Here is a 15,368-nt window from a genome sequence, read left to right as displayed (position 1 = left end):
GAGCGTCCCCGCACATCGTGACAGCGCCGCACTCGTCGCACAACGGCGGGACCGGGCGCGACCGCGCCCCCCCCCCGGAAGCCCAGCCTCCGCGGTTAGCGTGGGCGGATGCGCCTCCTCCTGATCCGCCACGGCCAGACCCCCTCCAACGTCGCCGGGCTCCTCGACACCCGCATCCCCGGACCCGGGCTCACCGACCTCGGCCGCACCCAGGCCGCGGCGCTGCCCGGTCGGCTCGCCGGCGAGGGGATCGGCGCGCTGCTCGTCTCGACGATGGTCCGCACCCACGAGACGGCCGCCCCTCTCGCCGCGGCGCTCGGGCTCGAGCCGATCGAGCGCGACGGCATCCGCGAGGTCGCGGCCGCGGGGCTCGAGATGCGCGGCGACGACGCGGCGGTCGAGGAGTACATGGGCACGGTCTTCCGCTGGGCCGGCGGCGAGACGTCGATCCGGCTCGCGGGCGGCGAGACGGGCGACGAGTTCGCGGCGCGCTACGACGCGGTGGTGGCGGAGGCGGAGGCGCTCGGGCACGAGGTCGTCGCGCTGGTCAGCCACGGCGCGGCCATCCGCTGCTGGGCGGGTCTGCGCTCCCTCGACCTCGATGCGCGCTTCATCGCCGACCACCTGCTCGACAACACCGGCGTCGTCGTCCTCGAGGGCTCGGGCGACGCGTGGACGCTCGTGTCCTGGCAGGGCGAGCCCGTCAGCGGAGTCGGCGCGGCGGCCCCCTCGGGCCCGGCGGGCGAGACCACCGTCTGAGCTGCGGGGCCTCCTCGCCGGTCGAGCAGCGGCGGATGGAGACCGGCCGGAACGAGCGCCGCCGGCCGCGCCATCACGGTAACGATCGCGCAACACTCCGGAAACCAGTTCCGACCAGCACATTCGCTCGCGCCGATCGGTTCATCACCACCCCTGGACCCGCCCCCGCAATTGTCCGACGTTTGCCCCTCGGCGGCTCGGCGGCTACCGTGGTCGGCGGTCCTCAAGGGCCCCGATGAACCGGTCCGCGCTCGCACGGCGTCCCCCAGGACGCGCCGCGATCGTACGGTCAACGGGAGTGGAGGCGGCCCCGAGGCCGCCTCGGACGCTCTCGCCTCCACCCCCTGCCGCGCTGAGCGGCGGGACGCACGCGGAGGCTCGACGCACGGCTGTCCCACGCTCCCGACCCGGCACCACGAGATGAGCGCAGGGCGTCGTCCCTGCGCGCCGACGGAGTGTACGTGCACCAGAACCAGCAGATCATCAGCGAGCCCCGGAGCGAGGCGGGCGCCGATCCCGCGACCCCCGCTCTCGAGGCCCGCCACCTCTTCAAGGTGTTCGGCCGGAAGCCCGACGAGGTCGTCCGCCGACTGGGCGAGGGCGCCGACCGCGGCGAGCTCGCCGGACTCGGCACGGCCGCGGTGATCGACGCGTCCTTCACCGTGCGCCGCGGCGAGATCTTCGTCGTGATGGGCCTCTCCGGCTCCGGGAAGTCCACCCTCATCCGCATGCTGAACGGGCTCCAGGAGCCCTCCGCGGGCGAGGTCCTGATCGAGGGCTCCACCATCACCGGCGTCTCCGAAGCGGAGCTGCGCCGCGTGCGCCGCTCGTCGGTGTCGATGGTGTTCCAGCACTTCGCGCTCCTCCCGCACCGCACCGTGCTCGACAACGTCGCGTACCCGCTCGAGATCCAGGGCGTCCCCGCGGCCGAGCGCCGCGAGCGGGCCCTGCTCGCGGTCGAGCGCGCCGGTCTCGCCGGCTGGCACGAGAAGATGCCCGACGAGCTCTCCGGCGGCATGCGCCAGCGCGTCGGCCTCGCCCGGGCGCTCGCCGCCGACACCGACATCGTGCTGATGGACGAGGCGTTCTCGGCACTCGACCCGCTGATCCGCCGCGAGATGCAGGAGCAGCTGATCGAGCTGCAGCACGAGCTCGGCAAGACCATCGTCTTCATCACGCACGACCTCAACGAGGCCATGTTCCTCGGCGACCGCATCGCGGTGATGCGCGACGGCCGCATCGTCCAGATCGGCACCCCGGAGGAGATCCTCACCGACCCGGCGAACGACTACGTCGCCCAGTTCGTGCAGGACGTCGACCGCGCCCGCGTGCTCACCGCCTCCGCCGTGATGGAGCCCGCCCGCTCCGTGGTCACCCTCGCGGCCGGTCCCCGCGCCGCGCTGAGGAGCATGCGCGACCTGCAGACCTCGGCCGCGTTCGTGGTCGGCGGCGGACGCCGCCTGCTGGGCACGGTCCGCGACCGCGACGTGATCGAGCAGGTGCGCCGGAGCACCGGCGACCTCTCGGCGGTCCTCACCTCCGACGTCGTCACCGTCGGTCCGGACACCGCCCTCAGCGAGGTCATCGAGCCCGCCGTCGAGTCGGCGCTGCCGGTCGCCGTGGTCGACGCCGACGGGCGTCTGCTCGGAGCGATCCCGCGGGTGACCCTGCTCGCGGCGCTCGGCAACGTGCCCGCCCGCACCGGCGAGCACCCGGTGATCGAGCCGCCCGCCACCGTCTCGACCGAGGTCGTCACCGCGACCCTGCACGCGACCGGAGGCCCCGTCGACGATGCCGTCCTCGCGGCGGACGGAGGTGCACGATGACCGATCTCGGATTCCGCCTCCCGCTCGGCGCCCTCGCCGAGGGTGCCGTCGATGTCCTCACGCAGACCTTCCAGCCGGTCTTCGACCTGCTGCGCACCGTCTTCGGCGCCCTCTACTCCGGCGTCGACCTCGTCCTCGCCACGCCGCCCTTCTGGGTGATCGTCGCCTTCCTCGCCGTACTGGCCTACGCCGTCCGCGGGTGGGTCTTCGCGGCCGGCACCGCCGTGGGGCTCCTGCTGATCGTGGGGGTCGACCAGTGGGAGAACGCGATGGACTCCCTCGCGCTGGTGCTCGTCGCCTCCGTGATCGCCATCGCGCTGAGCGTGCCGCTGGGCGTGCTCGCCGCGCGCAACCGCACGGCCTCCGCGGTCATCCGGCCCGTGCTCGACCTGATGCAGACGATGCCGGCCTTCGTCTACCTGATCCCCGCGCTGATCCTGTTCCGGGTCGGAGTGGTGCCGGGCATCGTCGCGACCATCGTGTTCGCGATGGCGCCGGGCGTCCGGCTCACCGAGCTGGGCATCCGCGGCGTCGACCCGGAGCTCGTCGAGGCGGGGGAGTCGTTCGGCTCCTCGAAGTGGCGGATCCTCCGCCAGATCCAGCTGCCGCTGGCGCTGCCCTCGATCCTGGCGGGCCTCAACCAGGTCATCATGCTCTCGCTCTCGATGGTCGTCATCGCGGGCATGGTCGGCGCCGGAGGGCTGGGCGGCGACGTCGTCGCGAGCCTCAACCGGATCGACGTCGCGCTCGGCTTCGAGGCGGGCATCTCCGTCGTGATCCTCGCGGTCGTCCTCGACCGGATGACCGGCGCGCTGGGCTCGCCCTCGCCGGCGAGGGTCGCCCGGGCGAAGAACCGCCGCGCCGTCGTGGCGACCCGTTCGGCCGTCGGCGTCGTCTCGATCGGCCTGGTCGCGTCCCTCGGAGCCGCGACCCTCGCCGCTCCCGCCACCGCCGCCTCCGTCGACAACGGCGACCGCACCGACGTGACCGTCGCCGTGTTCCAGGGCTGGGACGAGGGGATCGCCGTCTCGGCTCTGTGGGAGGCGGTGCTCGAGGAGCAGGGCTACGACGTGACCCTGCAGAACGCCGACGTCGCCCCCGGCTTCCAGGGCCTCTCGACGGGCGACTACGACCTCGCCCTCGACACCTGGCTGCCGCTCACCCACGCCCGGTACGTCGAGCAGTACGGCGACTCGATCGTCGACCTGGGCGCGTGGAACGACGAGGCGAAGCTGACCATCGCGGTCAACGAGGACGCCCCGATCGACTCCCTCGAGGAGCTCGCCGCCGACCCGGGCGTCGTCGGGAACCGCCTGATCGGCATCGAGCCCGGCTCCGGTCTCAACAAGACGACGACCGAGGACGTCATCCCCGGCTACGGCCTGGAGGGGATGGACTACCTCACCTCGTCGACGCCGGCCATGCTCCAGGAGCTCTCGAGCGCGACCGCCGCGGGCGAGAACATCGCCGTCACGCTCTGGCGCCCGCACTGGGCCTACGACGCCTTCCCGGTCAAGGACCTCGAGGACCCGAAGGGCCTGCTCGGGCAGGCGGAGGGGATCCACTCCTTCGGCTCGGCCGCGTTCGACGCGGACTACCCGACGATGAGCCGCTGGATCCGCGACTTCCGGATGGACTCGAAGACGCTCTACTCGCTCGAGAACGCGCTGTTCAACGACGGGGCCGACGACCGCTCCGCCGCCCTCGCCGCGTGGATGGACGAGAACCGGGAGTACGTCGACACGCTGATCACCTGATCCGCCACCACGACGAAGGCCGAGAGGCCGGGCGGCCCCGGACCAGGGCTGTCCCGGCCTCTCGGCCTTCGTCGCGCAAGGGTCAGGCGGCGCTGACCCGGCGTCCCGCGGTGGCGCGGACCAGGAGGGTGACCACCAGCACCACGGCGGCGGCGACCAGCGCGGCGATCCCGGCGGGGACCGAGACGAGCTCGCCGGCGAAGCGGCCGACGGCGACCCAGGAGAGTCCCCAGACGAGCGAGAGCATCGGGGCGATGCGGCCGCGGCCGGTGACCGCGATCAGGAGTCCGACGAGCGCGGCGACGGCGAGGACGACGACCGCCCAGACCGCGGCGCCCGGACCGTCCGCGCTGCCGACTCCCGCGCCGACGAGCCCGGCGGTGACGTTCGCGGCCGTGGCCACGCACACCCAGCCGAGGTAGAGCCCGAAGGTGCCGTCCGTCACGATCGCGTCGACCACTCCGGCCGACCGGGTGGTCCGCAGGATCACGAAGATGCGCGCGAGCACGGCGAGCAGCAGGGCGATCACGACGACGCTGAGCGTCAGGAAGCCGGCCTGGACGACCAGGATCCACGCGGCGTTCAGGAGGAGGCTGGCGGCGGCCCAGTAGCCCAGCCGGCGGTGGCGGGTGCGGGCGGTCTGCGAGGGCAGGAACTGCCAGATCGCGTAGGCGATGAGGCCGGTGTAGATGACGCTCCAGATCGCGAAGGCGGGGCCGTCGGGAGCGATGGGGGTCGAGGACGCGGTCAGGGCGCCGCCGGCCGCGTTCTGGATCTGCGTGCCGCCCGCGGCGCCCGAGCCGATGAACGAGCCGATGAGGGCGAGCACCGCGCTCACGGCGACGACGACCTGGCGGATCCGGTCGGCGCGGTCGGGGGTTCGTGTGGCGGTCATGTCGCTCCTCCATTAGTCAGCTGGCTGAGTAATGAGAGTAGCGCGATTCCGCTCCCCGTCCACTGGGGCTTGCGGCGAGGCCCCGACCCTGGAGAGGGCCGGGGCCGGATTCTCAGGCGCGGGCGGCCGCGTACTGCTCGCGGATCACGGGGCGGTGGTCCGGCGCGGGCTCGGCCACCGAGGTGACGGTCCACGTCGGACGCGATCCTGTCAGCGCCCAGGCGGCCTGCACGGCGGCACCGTCGGCCACGTACTCGCCGGGCGTCGGCACCTGCACGGGCACGTCGAACACCTGCGAGGCCGCGAGCTGCACGGCGCGGTTCTGCGCGGCTCCGCCGATGAGGAGGATGCGCCGCGCCTCCACTCCCTGCGCGCGAACGGCGTCGAGGCCGTCGGCCAGTCCGCAGAGCATGCCCTCGATCGCCGCGCGGGCGAGGTTCGGTCGCGTGGTCGAGGCGATGGTCATCCCGTGCAGGCTCGCGGTCGCGTCCGGCAGGTTCGGCGTGCGCTCGCCCTCGAAGTAGGGGACCAGCACGAGGCCGTCGGCACCCGGCTCCGCCTCGAGCGCCAGTGCGGCGAACTCGTCGAAGTCGCTGCCGAGCAGGGTCGCGGTCGAGGCCAGCACGCGCGCGGCGTTGAGCGTCGCGACCAGCGGCAGGAAGCGCCCGCTCGCGTCGGCGAAGCCGGCGACGGTCCCGGAGGCGTCGCGCACCGGGTCGTCCGTGACGGCGAAGACGGTGCCGCTCGTGCCGATGCTGACGACCACGTCGCCGGGGCCGGCGCCGAGGCCGAGCGCGGCGCCCGCGTTGTCGCCCGCGCCGGGGCCGACGACGAGTCCGCTCTCGGTGCGGCCCGCCTCCTCCGAGGGGCCGAGCACGCGGGGGAGCAGCGGGCGGTGGCCGAGGGCGCGCTCGAGCAGGTCGAGGTCGTAGCCGTCCGCTCCCCAGTACGAGGTGCCGGACGCGTCGGACCGGTCGGTCGTGAGGGCGTCGAGCTGCGGACCGCGGGCGGAGTCGGGGCCGTAGCCGAGCAGGCGCCAGGTCAGCCAGTCGTGGGGGAGCGCGACGGCGGCGACACGGGCGGCGTTCTCGGGTTCGGCGTCGCGCAGCCAGCGGAGCTTGGTGGCGGTGAAGGAGGCGACCGGCACCGATCCGGTCCGCTCCGCCCAGGCCCCGGCTCCGAGCTCCTCGATGAGCGCGGCGGCGGCGGGCGCGCTGCGGGTGTCGTTCCAGAGCAGAGCGGGGCGGATGACGGCGCCGCTCTCGTCGAGGACGACCATGCCGTGCTGCTGGCCGCCGACCGAGATCGCGGCGACGTCGTCGAGCCCGCCGGCGTCGGCGAGGGCGAGCTGCAGCGCCTCCCACCACGCGGCCGGATCGACCTCGGTGCCGTCCGGGTGGCTCGCCCGGCCGGTGCGCACCACGGCGCCGGTGTCGAGGTCGCGGACGACCACCTTGCAGCTCTGGGTCGACGAGTCGATCCCTGCGACGAGCGTCATCGCTGTCCTCTTTCGTTGGGGGGGTGCGGGTTCGGGCGTCCGGTGCGGAACCGGGCCGGATGCAGGAGAACGGACGAGACCCCGTGCGGGTGCAGGGGATCTCGTCCGTCTCAGGTCGTCCCGCGGCGGACCGCGGGCTCAGGGGGTGCGGGTCAGCCGCGGGCGCCGAGCAGGTGCTCGGTGGCCAGCTGCTGCAGGCGCACGAAGCCGAAGCCCTTGCCGCCGAGGTAGGCGTCGGCGTCGAACGACTCGTACGAGGCGGTGTCCGCGAGCAGGTCGTCGTACGACTCGCCCTCGTTCAGCGTCGGGGTGGAGAGCTCGGCGACCTTGGCGGCGGCCAGCGCCTCCTGCACCTCGGGGTCGGCGCGGAAGGCCGCGGCGCGCTCCTTGAGCAGCAGGTAGGTGCGCATGTTCGCGGCGGCCGAGTCCCAGACTCCGGTCTCGTCCTCGGTGCGCGAGGGCTTGTAGTCGAAGTGGCGCGGGCCGTCGTAGGCCGGGACGCCGCCGGGGCCGCCGTTCTCGAGGAGGTCGACGAGCGAGAACGCGTTGTGCAGGTCGCCGTGGCCGAAGACCAGGTCCTGGTCGTACTTGATGCCGCGCTGGCCGTTGAGGTCGATGTGGAAGAGCTTGCCGTGGTACAGCGCCTGGGCGATGCCGGCGGTGAAGTTCAGGCCCGCCATCTGCTCGTGGCCGACCTCGGGGTTCACGCCGACGAGCTCGGGGCGCTCGAGGGAGTCGATGAACGCGATCGCGTGGCCGAGCGTCGGCAGCAGGATGTCGCCGCGGGGCTCGTTCGGCTTGGGCTCGATGGCGAAGCGGATGTCGTAGCCCTTGTCGGTGACGTAGTCGCCGAGCAGGTTGACGGCCTCGCGGTAGCGCTCGAGCGCGGCGCGGATGTCCTTGGCGGAGTCGTACTCGGCGCCCTCGCGGCCGCCCCACATGACGAAGGTCTTCGCGCCCAGCTCGGCGGCGAGGTCGATGTTGCGGAGGACCTTGCGCAGCGCGAAGCGGCGGACGTCGCGGTCGTTCGAGGTGAAGCCGCCGTCCTTGAAGACCGGGGCGCTGAAGAGGTTGGTGGTGACCATCGGCACGATGAGGCCGGTGGACTCCAGCGCGCCCTTGAGGCGGTCGATCTGGGTCTGGCGCTCGGCGTCGGTGGAGCCGAAGGCGAACAGGTCGTCGTCGTGGAAGGTGAGGCCGTACGCGCCGAGCTCGTCGAGCTTCTCGACCGCGTGGACGACGTCGAGCGGCTCGCGGGTCGGGCCGCCGAACGGGTCCGTCCCGTTGTAGCCGATGGTCCAGAGGCCGAACGAGAACTTGTCGGCGCGGGTGGGGGTCAGGGACATGGGATCCGAATCCTTTCCGGCGACGTCGCCGAATTGTTGTTGAGCCCAACATATCCCCTGAGGGTCGGGAGGCGCAACGAGCGGAAGGCCCGGCGCGTCGCCCTCCGGCCGATCGCGGGTGCCGCCCGTTCGTGCCGCGGAACCGCTCGCGGAGCGGGCCGGCGCCCGGGGAGGTCGTCGCGAGGATCGCTTGCGCAAGCGCTTCGACTGTGCGTACAGTCGCTCCAGCACGACCGGTCGAAGCGCTTCGAAGCCCGACCGCGACCGACGACGACGTCCGGCAGGAGGAGCCATGGCGACCATCCACGACGTGGCCCGCGCTGCCGGAGTCTCGATCAGCACCGTCTCCTACGCCCTCTCCGGCAAGCGCTCGATCGCCGCCTCCACCCGGCAGCGCGTCGACGACGCGGTGCGCCAGCTCGGCTACCGGCCCCACGCGGGAGCCCGGATGCTCGCCGGGGCGCGGACCCACATCCTCGCCCTCTCCGCCCCGATGCGCGGCGAGCTGCACCTGCCGACCCACATGCGCTTCGTCACCGAGGTGCTCGAGCGCGCCCGGGAGTCGGACTACGACGTCCTGCTGCTCGTCACCGACGAGGCCTCCAGCGGCATCGGGCGCGTCTCCTCCTCCTCGCTCGTCGACGGCATCGTCCTGATGGGCGTCGACGACGACGACGACCGCGCCGAGCTGATCCGCGCGGCGGGGGTCCCCGCCACCTTCATCGGCGTGCCCGCCGACTCCCACGATCTCGCCTGCGTCGACCTCGACTTCGCCGAGGCCGCCCGCCAGAGCGTCCGCCGGCTCGCCGAGCTGGGCCACCGCTCGCTCGGCCTGCTCGAGCACCCGCAGTCCTACACCGACCGCAACGCCGGCTTCGTCCGCCGCTTCGACGAGGCGTTCCGCGCCGAGGCTGCGGCGCTCGGAGTCGAGATCGCGGTCGAGCGCCCGCACATCGGCCGCCCGAGCGCACAGGCCGCGATCGACGCGATCCTCGCCGCACCCGTCCCGCCCACCGCGCTCGTGCTGCACTGCAACGAGCCCGTGGCGGAGGCGGCGATCGAGCGCGTCCTCGAGCGCGGCCTCTCCGTCCCCGGCGACCTGTCGATCCTGGCGGCCTGCGCCAGCTACGACGGCGGCGCCCTCCCTGTCCCCACCAGCAGTCTTCCCCTCCCGTTCGACGCGATGTGCCGAGCGGCCGTCGCGCGGACCCTCCAGCAGATCGACTCCGGCCGCACCGTCGGCGTCGAGCTGCTCCCGCCCTCCTACGTCGACCGCGGATCCCTCGCGGTCGCTCCGACCGGCGCTCCGGTGCCGGCGGTCCCGTCCGGCACTCCCGCGCCGGCCTCCCTCTAGTCCTCCATGCTCTTCCTGCCCGCTCCGGCTCTGCGCACTGTCGAAACGCTTCGACAGCACGCCCCCGCGAGAGAGCGCTCCCTGCACCACCTCCGCAGCACCACCGCACCGTTCGAAGGAGAACCACCGCAATGTCGCTCCGATCCCGCTCCGCCTTCCACCGCCCGACCGCCGGTCTCAGCCGGCGCAACCTCCTCGCCGGCGGAGTCGGCCTCAGCGCGATGTTCGCGCTGGCCGCCTGCTCCGGTGGCGGCTCCGACGCCGGCTCCGATGCGCTCTCGACCACGGTCGACGGCGCCGGCCGCACCCTCACCCTCTGGGACTTCGAGACGCCCGACAGCGACCGCGGCATCGCGTGGCTCGCCGCCCGCGACATCTTCACCCAGGAGACGGGGGCCGAGATCGCGTACGAGTTCAAGGCCTTCGAGCAGCTGCGCACCGGCGCCAGCCAGATCTTCAACTCCAACTCGGCACCCGACGTCGTCGAGTACAACAAGGGCAACGCGACCAGCGGACTCCTCTCGAGCCAGGGCCTGCTCACCAACCTCGACGAGGCGGTCGCGTTCTACGGCTGGGACTCGCTGATCCCCGGCGCGCTGCAGACCACCGCGAAGTACGACGAGAACGGGATCATGGGCTCCGGCTCCTGGTACGGCATCCCCAACTACGGCGAGTTCACCTTCGTCTACTACAACAAGGACGCCTTCGCCGCGAACGGCCTCGAGGTCCCCACCACCTACGAGGAGTTCACGGCCGTCCTCGACGCCTTCGTGGCCAAGGGGATCACCCCGCTGGCCGAGGCCGGCGCCGAGTACCCGCTGCAGCAGCTCTTCTACCAGCTCGCGCTGCTGAAGGCCGACCGCTCCTGGATCACCGACTACCAGACCTACACGGGCGAGGTCGACTTCGAGGACGCGGCCTGGAGCTACGCGGCCGACCAGCTGAAGACCTACGTCGACAAGGGCTACTTCTCGGCCGACGCCTCCGGGCTGAAGGCGGAGGACGCGGGCACGGCGTTCATCTCGGGCGAGTACCCGATCTTCTTCTCGGGCTCCTGGTGGTTCGGCCGCTTCAAGACCGAGATCACCGGATTCGAGTGGGACACGTTCCTCTTCCCGGGCGCCGAGTTCACGATGGGCTCCGCCGGCAACCACTGGGTGATCCCGGAGACGGCGAAGAACAAGGACCTCGCCTACAAGTGGATCGACATCACGATGCGACCCGAGATCCAGAACCTCATCGGCAACAACGGAGGCATCCCGCTGGTCGTCGACGAGAGCGCCATCACCGACGAGAAGAGCAAGGCGCTGCTCTCGCAGTGGAAGACGGTCGTCGACGGCGACCAGCTCTCCTTCTACCCCGACTGGCCCACCGCGACCTTCTACGACGACCTGGTCGCCGCCACGCAGGAGCTCATCAACGGCTCCTCCGACGAGTCCGCCATGCTCTCCGACCTCCAGGCCAAGTACGACGACGGAGTCGCCGACATCACGTGACGCGGAAGCGTCACGTGATGTCGGCCACGGCGGCAGGCCCCGCGCCTGCAGGCGCGGAACGGCCGCGGGAGACCTGAGGACGTGACGGCGACCCCTCGAGGGGGTCGCACGAACACCGCCGAGCCTCCACCCCCCCCGCTGGATGCCGCTCCGGTACGCGACACGCCGTCGCCTCCGTACCGGAGCGGCATCCCGCGGCAGCACACCCACGACCCCGTCCGACCTAGGAGTACCCATGACGACGACAGCACCTCGTCGCGCGGAGAGCGCGCCGCCTCCCACGACGCCGCCCCGCGAGAAGCGCTCCGGCGGCTACTGGCTCTACCTGATCCCCGGGTTCGTGCTCTTCACGTTCATCGTGCTGATCCCGCTGATCTGGAACGTCTACATCAGCTTCACGTCCTGGCGCGGCATCAAGCCGCCGATCTTCATCGGCCTCGACAACTGGATCGAGCTGATGGGCGACGACCAGTTCTGGACCTCGTTCCTCAACTCGGTCTACATGATCATCGCGATGGTGATCGTCCCCACGATCCTCGGACTCCTGCTCGCGGCGATCCTCTTCGATCTCGTCGGCAAGAAGTTCGGCGGGCGCCTGGCGAGCTTCCTCCGCGCCACCTACTACCTCCCGCAGATCCTGCCGACCGTCATCGCCGCGATCGTCATCGGCTGGATCCTCCGCCCCGACAACGGCGCGCTGAACTCGATCCTCGAGGCCGTCGGGCTCGGCTCCCTCTCGCACGACTGGCTCGGCAAGCCGGACACCGCGATGCTCTCGATCATGGTCGTGATGATCTGGGTGCAGCTGGGCTACCCGGTCGTCATCTTCATGGCGGCGCTGCAGCGCGTGGACCCCGAGCTCTACGAGGCGGCGGAGCTCGACGGCGCGAACTGGTTCCAGCGCTTCCGCTGGATCACGGTCTCGATCATCCGGCCCGAGATCTTCGTGGTCACCCTGACCTGCACCATCGCCGCGCTGAAGGTCTTCGGCCCGATCTACGCCCTGACCCGCGGTGGCCCCGGCGACTCCACGATCGTCCCCTCCTACTACTCGTACACCGAGTTCTTCCAGAAGCAGCAGGTGGGCTACGGCGCCACCATCGCGACCGCGCTCACGATCGTCATCGTGATCCTCGCCGTGCTGTTCATCCGCGCCCAGGAGCGCGTCGAGCGCAGCGAAGGAGCCCGCTGATGTCGGCCATCGAGACCCTGCCCCTCACCCAGGCCGGCACGCAGGACGCGGACCTCTCGTCCTCCCGTCCCGCCAAGCCCGCGAAGGGCACGACCAAGCGCACCCTCGGCGACTGGGTGATCCTCGCCGTCGCCGTGGTGATCGGGCTCGTGATCATCAGCCCGGTGCTGCTGATCCTGCTCAACTCCTTCAAGACCCCCGCGGAGTACTCGGCGAACGGCCCGCTCGCCTTCCCGACCGGCCTCTCCTTCGACGGCCTCTCGACCTTCTGGAGCCGCGTCGACTTCCCCGAGAAGCTCGGCAACTCGATCCTCATCTCGGGGTCGGTCGCGATCCTCGCCGTCGCCCTCTCGGTGCTGAACGCCTACGCGATCGGCATCGGCCGTGTCCGCGGCCGGAGCTGGATCATCGTCCTGTTCCTGCTGGCGAACATGCTCCCGCAGGAGGCCCTGCTGTACCCGCTGTACTACATGTTCAAAGCGGTCGGGATCTACGACACCCAGCTGTCGGTCATCGTCATCTTCACCGTGATCCAGTCGGCGTTCGGCACCTATCTGCTCTCGAGCGTCTACGGCACCTTCCCGAAGGAGATCCTCGAGGCCGCGGCTCTCGACGGCGCCTCGAAGTGGCAGGTCCTCACCCGGGTGATCGTCCCGATCTCGCGGCCCACCCTCTCGGTGCTGATGATCTTCTTCTTCATCTGGACCTGGAACGAGTTCCTCATCCCGCTGGTCTTCCTGGTGAGCGACGCGACGCAGACCGTCCCGATCGCGATCTCGAGCCTCCAGGGCGACAAGATCATGGACGTCACCACGACCAGCGCGAGCGCCCTCCTGGGCCTTCTCCCGACGCTGATCTTCTTCCTGATCTTCCAGCGCACCCTCACCCGCGGCATCACCGCCGGCGCGGTCAAGTAGCCCTCTCTCCCTCCGTCGGCGCCTCCCTCGCGGGATCCGCCGGCGCGCCATCGAAAGGCACCCCCATGAAGTTCACCGACGGGTTCTGGCAGACGCGGGCCGGATTCACGCCCCTGTTCGCGCAGGAGGCGTACGACATCCGCACCGACGGCACCACGCTCGAGGTGATCGCCCCGACCCGGGTCATCCAGGGCCGCGGCGACGTCCTCAACCGGCCGGCGCTCACGGTCACGGTGTCCTCGCCGGCCGAGGGGGTCGCGCGGGTGCGGATCGAGCACTGGCGCGGGACGGCGGTGCGGCCCGGCTTCGAGCTGGCCGGGGGCGACGTCGGAGCGGCGGAGGTGACGGAGTCCGGCGGCGTGCTGCGCACCGGCGACCTCGAGGTCCGGATCAGGCAGGGCGCTCCGTGGTCGCTGGAGTTCTGGGACACCTCGACCGGCACGCGCCTCACCGGCTCCGGGCACAAGGCGCAGGGCTACCTGACCGGACCGGACGGAGCCGCCTACCTGCACGAGCAGCTCGACCTCGGCGTCGGCGAGCTGGTCTACGGGCTCGGCGAGCGCTTCGGCCCCTTCGTGAAGAACGGCCAGACCGTGGATGTGTGGAACGCCGACGGCGGCACCTCCTCGGAGCAGGCCTACAAGAACGTCCCGTTCTACCTCTCCAGCCGCGGCTACGGCGTGCTCGTGAACGATCCCGGCCTCGTGTCGTTCGAGATCGGCTCCGAGGCGGTCGAGCGCGTGCAGTTCTCGGTCGGCGGCGAGGCGCTGGAGTACCTGGTGATCCAGGGCCCGACGAAGAAGGACGTGCTGCGGCGCTACACCGGTCTCGCGGGCCGCCCCTCCGTCGTGCCCGCCTGGAGCTACGGGCTCTGGCTGACGACCAGCTTCACCACGAGCTACGACGAGGAGACGGTGAACTCCTTCATCGACGGCTTCGCGGAGCGGGAGCTGCCGCTGTCGGCGTTCCACTTCGACTGCTTCTGGATGCGCGAGTTCCAGTGGACCGACCTCGAGTGGGACCCGCGCACCTTCCCGGACCCGGAGGGGATCCTCGCCCGCCTGCACGAGCGCGGGCTGCACACCTGCGTCTGGATCAATCCGTACATCGCGCAGGCGTCGCCGCTGTTCGCCGAGGGGCGCGAGAAGGGCTACCTGCTCAGAACGGCGTCCGGCGACGTCTGGCAGTGGGACATGTGGGTCGCCGGCATGGCGCTGATCGACTTCACGAATCCGGAGGCGACCTCCTGGTTCCAGGAGAAGCTCCGCGTCCTCGTGCGCCAGGGCGTCGACTCCTTCAAGACCGACTTCGGCGAGCGGATCCCGTCGGAGGGCGTCGTCTGGGCCGACGGGACCGACCCCGAGGCCATGCACAACTGGTACACCCAGCTCTACAACCGCGCGGTGCACGAGGTGCTCGAGCAGGAGCTCGGCGAGGGCCGCGCGGTCCTCTTCGCCCGCAGCGCCACGGTCGGCGGGCAGTCGCTGCCGGTGCACTGGGGCGGGGACAACACCTCCTCCTACGTGTCGATGGCCGAGACCCTGCGCGGAGGCCTCTCGCTCGCGCTGGGCGGGTTCGGCTTCTGGGCGCACGACATCGGCGGCTTCGAGGGCACGCCCGATCCCGGAGTGTTCAAGCGCTGGCTCGCGTTCGGCCTGCTCTCCTCGCACTCGCGGCTGCACGGATCCTCCTCGGTGCGCGTGCCGTGGGCGTTCGACGAGGAGGCCGTGGAGGTCACCCGGCTCTTCACCCGGCTGAAGCTCTCGCTGATGCCCTACCTCTTCGCGGCGGGGGCGGAGGCGGCGAGCACCGGCGTCCCGATCATGCGGCCGATGGCGCTCGAGTTCGAGGACGACCGCAGCGCCGCCCACCTCGACACGCAGTACCTGCTCGGGCACGACCTGCTCGTCGCTCCGGTGTTCACCGAGGACGGCACGGTCGAGTTCTACCTCCCGCGCGGGACGTGGACGAGCTGGTGGACGGGCGAGCGGACCGTCTCGACGGGGGAGTGGCGCCGTGAGGTCCACGGCTTCGACTCGCTGCCGCTGTACGTGCGCGAGGGCGCGGTGATCCCGGTAGGGGCCCGCCAGGACTCGGCCGAGTACGACTACCTCGACGGGCTCGAGCTGAGGGTGTTCCCGGGACCGGACGGAGCGACGCCGGTCCGGGTCGTCGCGCACGACACGGGGGAGGAGACGGTCTTCACCGTGACGCGCACCGGCGGCGAGGTCTCGGTCGACGGCCCGGCCGGCACCTGGACCTGGGTCGAGGCCTGAGCGGCGCCCTCCTGCTGATCGAGCAGCGGGCGCAGCCCTCCCCTCGAGACCC

11 protein-coding genes are annotated in these 15,368 nt (G+C 71.5%); 8 read left to right on the top strand and 3 right to left on the bottom strand.

The annotated features are described in order from the left end of the window. The first annotated feature begins 108 nt into the window (after nt 1–108). The 3 genes from C5B92_RS14740 (at nt 109) to C5B92_RS17795 (ending at nt 4,342) form a co-directional block, all read left to right on the top strand. Nucleotides 109–759, top strand: coding sequence for a histidine phosphatase family protein (locus C5B92_RS14740; RefSeq protein WP_104224880.1), 651 nt, complete (start codon nt 109–111; stop codon nt 757–759). Between the two features lie 461 nt (nt 760–1,220). Next, nucleotides 1,221–2,585 carry a glycine betaine/L-proline ABC transporter ATP-binding protein gene (locus C5B92_RS14735; RefSeq protein WP_374952941.1) on the top strand — a complete coding sequence of 455 codons (1,365 nt, stop codon included), beginning with the start codon at nt 1,221–1,223 and terminating at the stop codon, nt 2,583–2,585. Beyond that, the gene (locus tag C5B92_RS17795; RefSeq protein WP_104248115.1) at nt 2,582–4,342 is read left to right on the top strand and encodes an ABC transporter permease/substrate binding protein; all 1,761 of its coding nucleotides are present in this window, start codon (nt 2,582–2,584) and stop codon (nt 4,340–4,342) included. The genes C5B92_RS14735 and C5B92_RS17795 overlap by 4 nt, the downstream gene beginning before the upstream one ends. Nucleotides 4,343–4,424: 82 nt before the next feature. Here the strand turns inward: C5B92_RS17795 and C5B92_RS14725 are convergent, their stop codons facing one another. The 3 genes from C5B92_RS14725 to xylA all read right to left on the bottom strand — a co-directional run bounded on the left by C5B92_RS14725 (nt 4,425) and on the right by xylA (nt 8,081). After that, entirely contained in the window at nt 4,425–5,237 is an 813-nt protein-coding gene (locus C5B92_RS14725; RefSeq protein ID WP_104224878.1) for a tryptophan-rich sensory protein, read from the bottom strand. A 112-nt stretch (nt 5,238–5,349) separates the two neighbouring features. After that, entirely contained in the window at nt 5,350–6,735 is a 1,386-nt protein-coding gene (gene xylB / locus C5B92_RS14720; protein WP_104227358.1) for a xylulokinase, read from the bottom strand. Nucleotides 6,736–6,887: 152 nt separating this feature from the next. After that, a complete protein-coding gene (gene xylA, locus C5B92_RS14715) occupies nt 6,888–8,081 on the bottom strand; it encodes a xylose isomerase (protein ID WP_104224876.1) in 1,194 nt (397 codons plus the stop codon). A 292-nt stretch (nt 8,082–8,373) separates the two neighbouring features. On the opposite strand from xylA, the gene C5B92_RS14710 reads away from it, so the two are divergent. The 5 genes from C5B92_RS14710 (at nt 8,374) to yicI (ending at nt 15,316) form a co-directional block, all read left to right on the top strand. Continuing rightward, entirely contained in the window at nt 8,374–9,435 is a 1,062-nt protein-coding gene (locus C5B92_RS14710) for a LacI family DNA-binding transcriptional regulator (RefSeq protein WP_104227356.1), read from the top strand. A 131-nt stretch (nt 9,436–9,566) separates the two neighbouring features. Next, nucleotides 9,567–10,931 carry an ABC transporter substrate-binding protein gene (locus tag C5B92_RS14705; RefSeq protein ID WP_258060612.1) on the top strand — a complete coding sequence of 455 codons (1,365 nt, stop codon included), beginning with the start codon at nt 9,567–9,569 and terminating at the stop codon, nt 10,929–10,931. A gap of 235 nt (nt 10,932–11,166) precedes the next feature. After that, entirely contained in the window at nt 11,167–12,123 is a 957-nt protein-coding gene (locus tag C5B92_RS14700; RefSeq protein ID WP_104224874.1) for a carbohydrate ABC transporter permease, read from the top strand. Further along, nucleotides 12,123–13,040 (top strand): carbohydrate ABC transporter permease, encoded by a 918-nt coding sequence (locus C5B92_RS14695; protein WP_104256489.1) that lies wholly within the window; start codon nt 12,123–12,125, stop codon nt 13,038–13,040. Before C5B92_RS14700 ends, C5B92_RS14695 begins: the two co-directional genes overlap by 1 nt. 65 nt (nt 13,041–13,105) lie before the next feature. Further along, the gene (yicI, locus tag C5B92_RS14690) at nt 13,106–15,316 is read left to right on the top strand and encodes an alpha-xylosidase (protein ID WP_104256490.1); all 2,211 of its coding nucleotides are present in this window, start codon (nt 13,106–13,108) and stop codon (nt 15,314–15,316) included. Nucleotides 15,317–15,368 lie beyond the last annotated feature (52 nt).

The sequence above is a fragment of the Rathayibacter sp. AY1A4 genome (assembly GCF_002930955.1).
Classification (GTDB): domain Bacteria; phylum Actinomycetota; class Actinomycetes; order Actinomycetales; family Microbacteriaceae; genus Rathayibacter.
The sequence above is the reverse complement of the archived record's forward strand: the minus strand, read 5'-3'. Positions and strand labels throughout refer to the sequence as shown.

Bases quoted from the DNA above. Each gene is read 5' to 3' on its own strand.
- C5B92_RS14705 (WP_258060612.1), top strand. From the start codon at position 9,567: ATGTCGCTCCGATCCCGCTCCGCCTTCCACCGCCCGACCGCCGGTCTC.
- xylA (WP_104224876.1), bottom strand. From the start codon at position 8,081: ATGTCCCTGACCCCCACCCGCGCCGACAAGTTCTCGTTCGGCCTCTGG.
- C5B92_RS14700 (WP_104224874.1), top strand. From the start codon at position 11,167: ATGACGACGACAGCACCTCGTCGCGCGGAGAGCGCGCCGCCTCCCACG.
- C5B92_RS14740 (WP_104224880.1), top strand. From the start codon at position 109: ATGCGCCTCCTCCTGATCCGCCACGGCCAGACCCCCTCCAACGTCGCC.
- C5B92_RS14695 (WP_104256489.1), top strand. From the start codon at position 12,123: ATGTCGGCCATCGAGACCCTGCCCCTCACCCAGGCCGGCACGCAGGAC.
- C5B92_RS17795 (WP_104248115.1), top strand. From the start codon at position 2,582: ATGACCGATCTCGGATTCCGCCTCCCGCTCGGCGCCCTCGCCGAGGGT.
- C5B92_RS14725 (WP_104224878.1), bottom strand. From the start codon at position 5,237: ATGACCGCCACACGAACCCCCGACCGCGCCGACCGGATCCGCCAGGTC.
- xylB (WP_104227358.1), bottom strand. From the start codon at position 6,735: ATGACGCTCGTCGCAGGGATCGACTCGTCGACCCAGAGCTGCAAGGTG.
- yicI (WP_104256490.1), top strand. From the start codon at position 13,106: ATGAAGTTCACCGACGGGTTCTGGCAGACGCGGGCCGGATTCACGCCC.
- C5B92_RS14710 (WP_104227356.1), top strand. From the start codon at position 8,374: ATGGCGACCATCCACGACGTGGCCCGCGCTGCCGGAGTCTCGATCAGC.